The 12468-nt window shown below is 71.1% G+C and carries 12 protein-coding genes; 11 read left to right on the forward strand and 1 reads right to left on the reverse strand.

Annotated elements, in window-relative coordinates:
- The 7 genes from ACK5F2_RS12070 to ACK5F2_RS12100 all read left to right on the forward strand — a co-directional run.
- On the forward strand, nucleotides 1–2936 hold a 2936-nt coding region (locus ACK5F2_RS12070; protein WP_409864901.1), incomplete at its 5' end, for a GAF domain-containing protein.
- On the forward strand, nucleotides 2929–4383 hold the full coding sequence (locus ACK5F2_RS12075; protein ID WP_409864904.1) for a response regulator: 1455 nt from the start codon (nucleotides 2929–2931) through the stop codon (nucleotides 4381–4383). The genes ACK5F2_RS12070 and ACK5F2_RS12075, both read left to right, overlap by 8 nt.
- A gap of 143 nt (nucleotides 4384–4526) precedes the next feature.
- On the forward strand, nucleotides 4527–5171 hold the full coding sequence (locus ACK5F2_RS12080) for a GNAT family N-acetyltransferase (RefSeq protein WP_409864906.1): 645 nt from the start codon (nucleotides 4527–4529) through the stop codon (nucleotides 5169–5171).
- A 61-nt stretch (nucleotides 5172–5232) separates the two neighbouring features.
- The gene (locus ACK5F2_RS12085) at nucleotides 5233–6684 is read left to right on the forward strand and encodes a flavin monoamine oxidase family protein (protein ID WP_409864909.1); all 1452 of its coding nucleotides are present in this window, start codon (nucleotides 5233–5235) and stop codon (nucleotides 6682–6684) included.
- A 70-nt stretch (nucleotides 6685–6754) separates the two neighbouring features.
- Nucleotides 6755–7396 (forward strand): MBL fold metallo-hydrolase, encoded by a 642-nt coding sequence (locus ACK5F2_RS12090; RefSeq protein WP_409864911.1) that lies wholly within the window; start codon nucleotides 6755–6757, stop codon nucleotides 7394–7396.
- Nucleotides 7397–7544: 148 nt separating this feature from the next.
- Complete coding sequence (locus ACK5F2_RS12095; protein WP_409864912.1) at nucleotides 7545–8204, forward strand: helix-turn-helix transcriptional regulator; 660 nt, start codon at nucleotides 7545–7547, stop codon at nucleotides 8202–8204.
- Nucleotides 8205–8289: 85 nt separating this feature from the next.
- Entirely contained in the window at nucleotides 8290–8949 is a 660-nt protein-coding gene (locus tag ACK5F2_RS12100; RefSeq protein ID WP_409864914.1) for a Crp/Fnr family transcriptional regulator, read from the forward strand.
- A gap of 27 nt (nucleotides 8950–8976) precedes the next feature.
- Here ACK5F2_RS12100 and ACK5F2_RS12105 read toward each other — a convergent pair whose 3' ends face one another.
- A complete protein-coding gene (locus ACK5F2_RS12105; protein ID WP_409864917.1) occupies nucleotides 8977–9990 on the reverse strand; it encodes a M48 family metallopeptidase in 1014 nt (337 codons plus the stop codon).
- Between ACK5F2_RS12105 and ACK5F2_RS12110 the strand changes: the two genes are divergently transcribed.
- The 4 genes from ACK5F2_RS12110 to ACK5F2_RS12125 all read left to right on the forward strand — a co-directional run.
- Nucleotides 9983–10483, forward strand: a complete 501-nt coding sequence (locus tag ACK5F2_RS12110) for a flavin reductase family protein (RefSeq protein WP_409864919.1) — start codon at nucleotides 9983–9985, stop codon at nucleotides 10481–10483. The genes ACK5F2_RS12105 and ACK5F2_RS12110 overlap by 8 nt on opposite strands.
- Before the next feature lie 64 nt (nucleotides 10484–10547).
- Entirely contained in the window at nucleotides 10548–11462 is a 915-nt protein-coding gene (locus ACK5F2_RS12115; protein WP_409864922.1) for a hypothetical protein, read from the forward strand.
- A 46-nt stretch (nucleotides 11463–11508) separates the two neighbouring features.
- A complete protein-coding gene (locus ACK5F2_RS12120; protein WP_409864924.1) occupies nucleotides 11509–12030 on the forward strand; it encodes a sigma-70 family RNA polymerase sigma factor in 522 nt (173 codons plus the stop codon).
- Nucleotides 12027–12468, forward strand: a 442-nt coding sequence (locus tag ACK5F2_RS12125) for a DUF4880 domain-containing protein (protein WP_409864926.1), incomplete at its 3' end; no start/stop codon positions are given. The genes ACK5F2_RS12120 and ACK5F2_RS12125, both read left to right, overlap by 4 nt.

The raw sequence follows: 12468 nt of genomic DNA on the forward strand, positions 1-12468 counted from the left end.
TGGACAGCGGCGCCAGCCGGCTGCGTCACGGCCCGCCCGGCGCCAAGCCGGAACAGCAGCGCAGCTGCCTGGTGGCGCCCCTGATCGCACCCGAGGGGCCGCTGGGCTGCCTGTATGCCGATATCGAAGGGCCACACGGGCGCTTTGAAGAGGCGCACGGCGCGCTGCTGTCCGCCCTGGCGACGCAGGCCGCCCTGGCGCTGGCGCAGCGGCGGGAGATGGCGGCGCTGCAGCAGGCGCTGGTGCAGCGCCAGACCGCAGCCCAGGAAGCCGCGGCCGCGCTGAAGGCCAGCGCCGAGGTGCTCAAGGTCATTCAGGGCGCGGCGGCCGACAGCCAGCCGGTGTTCGACAAGATCCTGCAGAACTGCAAGCGCGTCATCCCCTGCTCCGACCTGGGCCTGCTGGTGGTGGACGACGAGGGCTGCATGCGCATAGGCCGCGTGCACGGGCCCCACGGGCGCCTGATGGCCCGCAACTACCCGCCGCAGCCGGTGGGCCGCAGCATCATCGGCGAGGCGGTGAAAAAGCGTCGCATCATGCATTACCCGGACGCGCTGAACGGCGCGGACGTGCCCCGCAGCCTTCGCCGCGTGGCCGCGGCCTTGGGCAATTTCTCGGGCCTGGTGCTGCCCATGCTCGTGCAGGGCCGCGTCATCGGGGCCTTGGTGATCGCGCGGCTGTTCGCGCAGCGGGCCTGGCCGCGGTACACAAGCAGCGAGATTGCGCTGGCCCAGGCCTTTGCGGACCAGGCGGTCATCGCCATGCAGCAGGCGCGTCTGCACCGCGAGACCCAGGAGGCGCTGGAGCAGCAGGCCGCCAGCTCGGAGGTGCTGCAGGTCATCACCTCCTCGCCGGGCAATCTGCAGCCGGTGTTCCATGCGATTGCAGGCAAGGTCGCGCGCCTGTGCGAGGCCGATGACGGCGGGCTGTGGCTGGTGCGGGGCAGCCTGGCCCGGCCGGCCGGGGGCTGGGGCGATCTGGGCAACTGGCCCGAGGCCGTGCTCGATATGCAAAGAGAGTTCCCGCTGGAACATCTGCTGGGCCCCGAGCCGCTCAAGCGCGCCTATGTGCATCTGAGCGATCTGATGGACACACCCGCCTACAAGGCCGGCCTGGCGGTGGCCACGGGCTTTGCCGACCGTGGCGGCGTGCGGACCTGCCTGATGGTGCCCCTGGTGGACGACGGGCAGGTGGTGGGCATTCTGAGCGCGATCCGGCGCACCGTGCGCCCCTTCAGCGACCGGCAGATCGCGGTGGTGCAGGCCTTTGCGGCCCAGGCCCAGCTGGCCATGAAGAACGCGCGCCTGATCAACGAGACCCAGGAGGCCCGCGAACAAGCGGAATGCGCCAAGCGCCAGGCCGAGGCGGCCAATGAGGCCAAGACCGCCTTTCTGGCCACCATGAGCCACGAGATCCGCACGCCCATGAATGCGGTGATCGGCCTGAGCGGCCTGCTGCTGGACACGCCGCTGAACGCGGTGCAGCTGGACTATGTGGCCACCATCCGGTCCTCGGGCGACGCGCTGCTGGACATCATCAACGACATCCTGGACTTCTCGAAGATCGAGGCCGGGCGCATGGAGGTGGAGCGCCAGCCCTTCGATGTGCGCGCCTGCATCGATTCCGCCCTGGATCTGGTGGCCTCGCGCGCGGCCGAGAAAGGCCTGGCGCTGCGGGTGCGGGTGGACCAGGCCGTGCCCGGCGCCGTGGCCGGCGATGTGACACGCACGCGGCAGGTGCTGCTCAATCTGCTGGCCAATGCGCTGAAGTTCACCGAGGCGGGCGAGGTGCTGCTGAGCGTGGCCCTGGCGCCGGAGCCCGGCAGGCTGCACTTCGCCGTGCGCGACACGGGTATCGGGCTGTCCGCAGCCGACCACGCGCGCCTGTTCGAGAAGTTCAGCCAGGCCGACTCCAGCACCACGCGGCGCTACGGCGGCACCGGCCTGGGGCTGGCCATCAGCAAACGCCTGGCCGAGGCCATGGGCGGCGCCATGTGGGCCGAGAGCGCCGGCCCCGGCATGGGCTCGACCTTCCACTTCACCCTCACAGCGGCGCCCTGCGAGCTGCCGGCGCAGGAGGCGGCCGGCACTGCGACGCCGGCGGGCAGCGCCCCCGGCCGCGCGGGCCCCGCGCCCGCGACGGCGCGGCGCGTCGGGCCCGAGGCCCAAGGCCTGGCCGCGCGCCACCCGCTGCGCATCCTGCTGGCCGAGGACAACACCGTGAACCAGAAGGTGGCGCTGCGCCTGCTGCAGCGCATGGGCTACCGGGCCGATGTGGCGGCCAACGGCCTGGAGGTGCTGGACGCCCTGGCCCGCCAGCCCTACGACCTGGTGCTGATGGACCTGCACATGCCCGAGATGGACGGGCTCAGCGCCACGCGCGAGATCGTGCGCCGCATGGGCGAGCACAGGCCGCGCATCGTGGCCCTGACCGCCAGCGTCCTGCCCGCCGAGCGCGAGGCCTGCCTGCAGGCAGGCATGGACGGGCATGTGGTCAAGCCCATCGAGGAAGACAGGCTGGCCACCGTGCTGGCGGCCAGCCCGCTGCGGCGGCCGGCCCGCGCGCCCGAGGCCGCTGAAACGACTGCGCCTGCGCCTGCACTCATTGATCACGCCATCCTGGCGCGGCTGCGCCAGAGTGCCGGCCCAGACTTTGTGGCCGAGCTGGTGCAGGCTTTTGCCGAGGATGCACCGGGCCTGCTGCAGGAGCTGGAGCGCGCGCGGGCGGCCGGCGAGGCCGGTCGCTTCATGAGCGCCGCCCATGCGCTGCGCAGCAATGTGCTGACCTTCGGGGCACTGGGCCTGGGCGAGGCGGCGCGGGTGCTGGAGCACGAGGGCCTGCCCGCCGACCCGGCCGCACTGCACACGCTGAGCACCGGCCTGGCGCCGCTGATCGCGGCGCTGCGCGCCTGCATCGGACCGAACCACCATGTCTGACTGTCACGACTTCGGCCACTTCTGTGTGCGCCTCGATCAGCGCCAGGTGCTGGTCCACGGCGAGCCGGCCGCGCTGGGCAGCCGCGCCTTCGAGGTGCTGCGCGCCCTGCTGGAGCGGCGCGAGCGCGTGGTGAGCAAGGACGAGCTGATGCAGCTGGCCTGGCCCGGCGTGGTGGTGGAAGAGAACAATCTGAGCGTTCAGGTGGCGGCCTTGCGCAAGCTGCTGGGCGCCAGCGTCATCACCACCGTGGCCGGGCGGGGCTACCAGTTCACACCGCCCAGCGCGGCACGGCCGGACGGCACGAGGGCGCCCGTCGCGCCCGCCGCGCCCGCCTCACTGGCGCCGCCGCTTCACGGCACCCGGGGGCATCTGCTGGTGGCCGAGGACAACCGGGTGAACCGCCTGCTGCTGGTGCGCTCGCTGGAGCTGCTGGGGCACCAGGTCACGGCCGTGCTCGATGGCCGCCAGGCGCTCGAAGCCCTGCGCACGCGGCGCTTCGACCTGCTGCTGCTGGATCTGGCCATGCCGCATATGAGCGGCTTTGAGGTGCTGGAAGCCATGGCCCGCGACCCCGAGCTGCGCGATGTGCCGGTGGTGGTGACGAGTTCGGTGGAGGCGGTGGACCGGGTGGCACGCTGCATCGAGCTGGGTGCGGATGACTATCTGCACAAGCCCGTGGATCCCACCCTGCTGAAGGCGCGCGTGGCCTCCAGTCTTGAAAAGGCGCGCCTGCGCGAGCAGCAGCGGGAGCTGATCCAGCGGCTGACCGTGGCCGCTGCTGCACAGGCCCCGCGCGCCAGCGAGAGCAGCGTGCTGCAGCAGGCCGAGCGTGTCGAGGCGGCCGTGCTTGCCGTCAAGCTGCGCAGCGCCGCCCAGGCCATGTGCGCCGACCAGGCCGCCGCCGACCCGATGCGCTGGCTGGACGAATGCCACACCCTGTGGCGTGATGCCGTGGCCAACCACGGCGGCGTGCTCATCGGCGAGCTCGGAGGCACCCTGCTGGCACGCTTTGGCGTCGCGAGCGGCGCGTCGGAGGCCGCCACCATGGCCCAGGCGCGCCTGTCCGCCACCCGCGCCGCGCTGGACATGGCCGAGATGCAGGACCTCTTCAACGCCGAGCGTCTGGCCCTGGGCCGTACGGGCGGTGGCCTGGCCGTGGGCATTGCCAGCGGCGCCCTGATGCTCGCGCCCGCCGGCGCCGGCCTGCCCTTGCAGGGGCGGTGCATGGGCGCAGCGCTGGATGCCGCACTGGCGCTGAGCTGGCAGGCCGATGCCGCCGGGCTGGAAGGCTCCGAGGACGCGAACGAGCACCAGATCTGGCTGGACGCGGCCACCCCCGCCGCCCGGCTCGGCCGGGGGGCCACACGGGCGCCGCCCCTGCCGGCCGCCGCGGCGCCCGGCGCAGCGCTGTGCCGCGCGGGCGTCTTTGCCGTGACGCTGCGCTGAGTTCGCGCCTGATGGGCGAGCCTGATTAGCAAGACTTAGGCGCAGCCTTAGCAAGGCTGAAGGACAGCGGGAGGGGATGGCGAACACAGTTCAGCCATCGACCACGACGGCCCCCACCGGGCCCCTCCCTCGGAGCACAGTCCATGCACGCCTGTACAGACCGCCCGCTGATCGCCTCGGCACGCCGCTGCCAGCCGCTACAGGCTGGGGCCCGGGCCCGGCAGCCCTTGCGGCAGCGCCTGCTGGCGGCCCTGCGCCACCATGCCGCCCGTCTGGCCCAGGTCTGGAGTGCGGGCGGCAGTGAGCCCGCGCCCCGGCTGCGCCCGGTCGACGCCCAGGATCTTCGGGCCATGGGCCGCTATCTGATGGAGCTGGGCGCAGAGCGGCGCCGGCTGCGCTTCCACGGCGGCGTGAACCCGTCCGAACGCCTGCTCTCGCAGATGACGCGGGTGGATGGGCGCTCCCAACTCGCGCTGGTGGCGGTGGTGCCCGCCCGCGAGGGCGAGCTGATCGTGGGCGAGGCCTGCTGCCAGCTCGACCGCAGCGGGCGCAGCGCGGAATTCGCGATCTCGGTGGCGCAACTCTGGGAGGGCAGCGGCCTGGCCCGACAGCTGCTGGAGGCCCTGCTGCGGTCCGCCGCCGCCTCGGGCATGGGCCGCATGGCCTGCGAGGTGCTCGCCGACAATGTGCGCATGGTCACGCTGCTGGCACGCACGGGCTTCGAGCCCGAGCCGGTGGCCGAGGCCGGCGTGCAGCGCTGGCAGATCAGGCTGGCTGAGCCGCGGTGAAAGCGGGTGGCCAGTGCCGCTGAAAACGCCGCCCCTCTGCACCGCAAAGAAGGACCTCCGCATGAAACGACGCCAGGCTTTGGGAGCCGCCGGACTGGGGCTGGGATCGATCTTGAGCATGGGCATGCCGCCGGCCCTGGCGCAGATGAAGCGGGCCAGTGACCGCCAGCCCGCACACGCCGCCGAGGCGGCGCGTGTGATCGTGGTCGGCGCGGGCATCGCCGGCCTGGCGGCGGCCCAGCGTTTGCGGGCCGCTGGACAGCGCGTGCTGGTGCTGGAGGCGCGCGAGCGCAGCGGTGGCCGCATCTTCACGAGCCAGGCCTGGCGCGGACCGGCCACGGACCTGGGCGCCTCCTGGATCCATGAGGCGGGCCCGGCCAATCCGCTGGCCCAGCTGGCGCGCCGGATTGGGGCGCGCACCCTCAGCACCGATATGGACAACTCCCAGGCCTATGACGGCCTGGGCGGCGAACTCCGCGCGGCGGAGCAGCGGCGCCTGGCCGATCTGCGCGGCCGGATCGGCGAGCTGCTGGCCGAGCGCGAGCTGGAGACCCGCGATGTCTCGCTGCAAGCCCTGGTCTATGAGGCCCTGGACTACACCGAGCGCCCGGCCCCGGATCAGCGCCTGATCGACTTCCTGCTCAATAGCGAGTTCGAGCATGAGTACGGTGCTGCGACCAGCCAGCTATCGGCCCGCTGGTTCGATGCCGGCAGCGCCGACGAGGGCGAGGAGCTGCTCTTCACCGACGGCTACAAGGTTCTGATCGATCATCTCTCGACGGGGCTGGACATCCGGCTGCAACACGAGGTGCAGGAGATCGACTACCAAGGGGCGGCCGGTGTCACGGTGCGCACCCAGCACGGCAGCTTCAGTGCGCCGCAGCTGATCGTGACTCTGCCGCTGGGCGTGCTCAAGGCGGGCAAGGTGCGCTTCACCCCGGCGCTGCCCAGCCGCAAGCAGATTGCGATCGAGCATCTGGGCGTGGGTGTGCTGAACAAATGCTGTCTGTTGTTTGAGCGCGCCTTCTGGGATACGCAGCTGGACTGGCTGAACCATTTGCCGCCGACGGGTCGGGCGGGGCAATGGACCGAGTGGGTGAGCCTGGCACGCCCCAGCGGCGCCCCGGTACTGATGGGTTTCAATGCGGCGGACCATGGCCGTCGCATCGAGTCCATGAGCGATGCGGCACTGGCGCAGGACGCCATGGCGGTGCTGAGGCGCATGTTCGGCAGCCAGATCCCGGCGCCGCAGGACGTGCTGGTCAGCCGCTGGGCCAGCGACCCTCATGCCCTGGGCGCCTACTCCTGCCATGTGCTGGGATCGCATCCGGCGCAGCGCGACGATCTGGCCAAGAGCGTCAACGGGCGTCTGTTCTTTGCCGGCGAAGCCACCAACAGGCAGCACTCCCAGACCGTGCACGGCGCCTACCAATCGGGCCTGCGCGCGGCCCAGGAGCTGCTGAGAGCGGGTGGGGTTCAGCAGGCCCGGTCCCCTGTGCCCAACAGCGCTTGAGACTTGGCGCCGCCAGACGGGATCTCATTTGGAACAATGAGGGGCCCATTCTTCCCCACACACGACCCGCATGAGCCTGCGCTACCTCACCCTGCCCGTCACGCCCTTTGCCCAGAACTGCTCCCTGCTGTGGTGCGACCAGACCCAGGAGGCCGCCCTGGTCGATCCGGGCGGGGAGCTGCCCCGGCTGCTGGCGGCCGTGGCCGAGCGCGGGCTCAAGCTGCAGGCCATCTGGCTCACGCACGCGCATATCGACCACGCGGGCGGCGCGGGTCAGCTGGCGCGCGAGCAGGGCCTGCCCATCATCGGGCCGCATCGGGGCGACCAGTTCTGGATTGACGGCCTGCCGCAGCAAAGCGCCATGTTCGGCTTTCCGCCGGCCGAGGGCTTCACGCCCACGCGCTGGCTGGAGGACGGCGACACCCTGACCCTGGGCCGGGAGACGCTGACGGTGCGCCACTGCCCGGGCCATACCCCGGGCCATGTGGTGTTTCATTCGGCCGCGGCCCGGCGCTGCTTTGTGGGCGATGTGCTGTTTGCCGGCAGCATAGGCCGCACCGACTTTCCGGGCGGCAACCATGCGGAGCTGATCGCCTCCATCACCCAGCGCCTGTGGCCCATGGGCGATGACACGGTCTTCATTCCCGGCCACGGCCCGGAAAGCAGCTTCGGCGCCGAGCGGCGCAGCAATCCCTATGTGCGCGATCGCTGAGCCCCAGGCCTGAGGCGCGACCCGTGCCGATGTGAATTCTTCACAAAAGGCGGCGGCAAGATTCACCGCCGCCGCAGGGCATCCCTCTCTAAGCTTGGCCCCATCAAGAACCGCGCCGCCGTGACGGCCGCTCACCAGGGAGTTCAAGATGCTGGAGATGATCGCCCCCTCGCCGCCGCCCCGCGGCCCCGGCCCGCAGGCCCGCCCCGAACGCCGCAGCGCCGCCTCGCTCAGCAGCCACTGGCTGGGCCTGGTGCTGGAGGAGCTGGACTATGGCGTGCTGCTGCTCAACCAGCGCGGCGAGGTGCTGTACAGCAACCGCGCCGCCCGTCAGGCCATGAATCAGGGACATCCGCTGCTGCTGCAGGGTCATCTCGTGCGCACCCGCAGCCTCAAGGACGGCAAGCCCCTGTTCGACGCCCTGGCCCAGGCCGAGGGCGAGGGCCGGCGTTGCCTGCTGCGCCTGGGCGAAGGGGACGAACAGGCGAATGTGGTGGTGGTGCCGCTCAACCGCGATGTGGAGCAGGCCGCCGTGCTGCTGGTGCTGGAGCGCCGCCAGCTCTGCGGCGCCCTGGCCGTGCAGTGGTTTGCGCTGCGCTACGGTCTCACCCCGGCCGAGACCGAGGTGCTCAAGGCCCTGAGTGACGGCCATGAGCCCGCCAGCGTGGCCCAGCAGCAGGGCGTGGCCATCTCCACGGTGCGCACTCAGATCCAGAGCATCCGTGCCAAGTCCGGCACGCCCAGCATTCGCGAGCTGCTGCGCCAGCTGGCCGTGCTGCCGCCGCTGATGTCGGCCCTGTACAACTAAGTTGTGACTGACGCCGGCGTTTGCATCTCTTAACATCCGACGCTCGGGCCGGGCTGTTCGCCATGCGCCCAAAGGGAGAGCGTCCATGGATACGCCGGTTCTTGCACAAGCCCTGATCGCCAGCCCGCTGACGGGCTCGGCCGAGCCCGCCCTGGTGGCCCTGCCACCCTCGCTGGCCGCCCTGGCCGTTCGTGGCTACCCCCGCAGCTATCGCAAGGGCACCCTGCTGATCGAGGAAGGCGCCCAGGGCGACAGCATCTACCTGGTGCTCTCGGGCCGCTTGCGCGCCTTCGGCTGCGATGCCCGTGGCCGCGAGATCACCTATGGCAGCTATGGGCCGGGCGACTATGTGGGCGAGATGAGCCTGGACGGCGGCCCGCGCTTGGCCAGCGTGATCACCGAGGACGCCAGCCGCTGCGTGATGCTCAGCCGCGAGTCCATCCTGGCCCATATCGCCCAGCATCCCGAGTTCGCCCTGGACCTGCTCACCCGCGTGATCCGCCGCGCGCGCGCCGCCACCCTGTCCACCAAGCAGCTGGCGCTCAACGATGTGTACGGCCGGCTCAAGGCCCTGCTGGAGAGCACGCCCGACGAGCGCCTGACCCACCAGGCCATGGCCCGCCGCCTGGGCTGCTCGCGCGAGATGGTGTCCAAGCTGATCAAGGACCTGGAGCAGGGCCAGTACCTGGCGCGCAACGGCGCCGGGCGCTACACCCTGCTGCGCCCGCTGCCCGGGCGCTGGTAGATCGCTGGCCGCCGGGAGCTCGGCGCCTCAGCCCGCGCGCTTGGGCAGGGGCTGCGCCACCTCGAAGCGCTGGGCCGGCTTCTCGGCCCGGGCGTACAGGCTCTCGACCTTGGGCAGATTGGCCTGGATGTCGCGGATGCGGCTGGGACCGGCCGGGTGGGTGGACAGCCACTGCGGCGGCGCGCCCTTGCTGGCCTCGCCCATCTTCTCCCACAGGCTCACGCCCGCGGCCGGGTCATAGCCGGCACGGGCGGCCAGTTCCATGCCCACCAGGTCGGCCTCGCTCTCATCCTCGCGGCTGAACTTGAGGGTCAGCAGCTGGCCGCCCATGTTCAGCACCGCGTCGCCCACATTGCCCAGGCCCAGCAGGCTGGACACCAGGCCCGCACCGATGCGGGTGGCCGTGGTCTTGGCCATGCGCTCGCGGGCATGCTCCCGCAGCGCGTGGGCCACCTCATGGCCCATGATGGTGGCCACCTCGTCGTCATTGAGCTTGAGCTTTTCCAGGATGCCGTAATAGAAGGCGATCTTGCCGCCCGGCATGCAGAAGGCATTGAGCTCGGGGCTGCCCAGCAGATTGACCTCCCAGCGCCACTGACGGGCGCGCGGGTTCCAGCCATAGGAATGCGGCACGATGCGCTGGGCAATGGCGCGCAGGCGGCGCAGCTGCGGGTTGCTGTCGGGCGCCAGCGCGCCCTGCTGGCGTGCCTGGGCCAGCATCTGCTGGTACTGCTGGGCGCCGGCCTGCTCCACCTGCTCGGCAGGCACCAGGCGGGCGATGCCGCTTTGGTTGCCCACCTCCACGCCCTCGCGCGCCCAGGCCGGCGTGGCCGCCAGGGCCCCCGCGCCCACCAGGCCGCTGAACAGGCGGCGGCGCGAGAGCCGCGCGGCCGGGCGATGGCAGTCGCAGCGACCGAAGCCGTAGTCCGGTGCGGCGCTCAGATCCAGGGTGTCGGGGCAGTGAAAAACGTCATCGTGCTGCATGATGGCCGTATTCTGAGCCAGATCAACGGGCTGACCGACAATAGAGGCCATGGTCATGCCGCCCCTGTCTCCTCCCGACGCCCAGCAGTTTCGCGCCGCCCTGGGCATGTTTGCCACCGGTGTCACCATCGTCACCGCCCGCGCGCCCGACGGCAGCCTGGTGGGCCTGACGGCAAACTCCTTCAACTCCGTCTCCCTGAGCCCGCCCCTGGTGCTGTGGAGCCTGGCCCGCAGTGCCGGCTCCATGCCGGTGTTCAGCCAGGGCTCGCACTACGCCATCAACATCCTGGCCGCCGACCAGAAGGAGCTGGCCCAGCGCTTTGCCACCCGCAATATCGACCGCTTTGCCGGCGTGGCCTGGCGCGAGGGCGCGGGCGGCGCGCCGGTGCTGGAGGGCGTGGCCGCGGTGTTTGAATGCGCCAACCGCAGCCAGTACGAGGAAGGCGATCACGTCATCTTCGTGGGCGAGGTCGAGTCCTGCGCGGCCCGCCCCGGCAGCCAGCCCCTGATCTTCCACGGCGGCCGCTACTACACCGAACTGCCGCTCTGAGCGGCGCCCCCGAGCTTTCCCTGAGCGCCAGCTTGATGCAAGCCAGCCCGTTTGCAATGGCATGATGCCCCTCATCTCCCCTGAGCCCACCGGACTGCCGCGCGCGTGCTCGCGTCGACGGCTGCTGGCCGGTCTGGGTGCCGGTTTGGGCTTGCTGGTTGGCAGCCCTGTGGCTGCAACGACGCCCGAGCGCCTGCCCATCGTGGTCTCGGACGATGTATTGCGCGACTACCGACGTTTTCTGGCTGGCCGCGAGCCGCTGGAGGTCCAGGACTTCGGCGGGCCGCACGGGCGGCGCGATGTGGCCGAGCTGGTGCTGCTGCACAAGGCCCTGGCCGAGGGCGGCGGCCCCCGCAGCACCGAGCTGCTGGAACGCCCCACCTCCACCCGCCTCAAGGCCGATCTGCGCGCTGGCGTGGGGGCCTGCACGGGCACCAGCTACTGGCGTCGCGACTTTGAAGACGAGGATCCCGACCTGCTCTTCAGCCAGCCGGTGCTGGAGAACGGCGAGTTCGAGGTGGGGCTCTACACCATGCCCGGCAACCATCAGGCCCAGAGCGCGCGTGGCCTGGACGATCTGCGCCGCCTGCGTCTGCTCTCCAACCGCGAGTGGCGGGTGGATTGGGAGACCCTGGTGCAGCTGGGCCTGGGCGAGCGGCTGCACCATGTCAGCAACTGGAGCAATATGCCGCGCATGCTGCAGGGCGGCCGCGCCGATGCCTTGCTGGCGCCCTTCCAGCCCGGCGCGGACATGGCCCTGCAGGTGGACGGCATCACCCTGCTGCCCATACGCGGCCTCAAGATCTCCATGCGGGGCACGCGGCACTACGTCCTGTCGCGCCGCCACCCGGACATGGCCGCCCTGCTGCGCCAGCTCGACACGGGCCTGCAGAACCTGCGCCGCAGCGGCCTGATCCGCCAGGCCTACACGCAGTCCGGTTTCTTCCATCCCGAGGTCAAGCGCTGGACGCGGCTCTGAAAGGTCGATGAGATAATGCGAATAATTCGCGTTAGCAACATCGATCATGAGCGCCCCCTTTGTAGGCCTTGACCCTCTTGCCCAGCTCTACCGCCAGCACCACGGCTGGCTGCAGACCTGGCTGCGCCGCCGCCTTGGAAGCCGTGAGGCGGCGGCCGAGTTGGCGCAGGACACCTTTGAGCGTCTGCTGCGCCAGCCTGGGTTGCTGAGCCAGCTGCACGCGCCGCGCGCCTTTCTGAGCACGGTGGCCCATGGCCTGATGGTCAAGCACTGCCAGCGTCGCGACCTGGAGCGAGCCTATCTCGAAGCCCTGGCGCTGATGGCACCGGACAGCCATCCCTCGCCCGAGCAGCAGGCTCAGACGCTAGAGCTGCTGCTGGCCGTGCAGCGCCTGCTGGCGGGCCTGGCCGAGCGGCCGCGCCGTGCCTTTCTGCTGGCCCGGCTGGAGGGCCTGGGCTATGCCGAGATCGCCGCGCAGCTGGGCGTGTCCGAGCGCATGGTCAAAAACTATATGGCCCAGGTGATGCTGCACTGCCTGCGGCTGCGCCAGCAGGGCGGCGACCTATGAGCGGAACCAATGGCCAGGTGCTGAAGGAGGCGGCCGACTGGTTCGCACGCCTGCAGGACCCTGCCCTCAGCGAGCCGGAGCGCCGGCGCTGGCAGGCCTGGCACCAGACTTCGCCCCGGCATGCGGCGGCCTGGCGCGAGGTGGAGGCGGTCTGGGGCGATCTGAGCCCGCTGCAGGCGCTGCCGGCCGGCCTGGCCCAGGAAACGCTGGCGCGCGCCGGGCTGCAGCGCCGCCGCCTGCTCCAGCGCAGCGGCACGGCCCTGCTGGGTCTGGGCGCTGTGGCCACGCTGGGCTGGCAGATCCAGGCCCAGCATCCGCTGGCCGATCTGCGCACCGCGCTCGGCCAGCGCGGCCACTGGACCCTGCCTGACGGCGCCGGGCTCTGGCTCAACAGCGCCAGCGCCGCCGATCTGAGCGAGGACGGCAGCAGCTCGCCAT

This window comes from Roseateles sp. (genome assembly GCF_046300915.1).
In the GTDB taxonomy this organism is placed as follows: domain Bacteria; phylum Pseudomonadota; class Gammaproteobacteria; order Burkholderiales; family Burkholderiaceae_C; genus Kinneretia.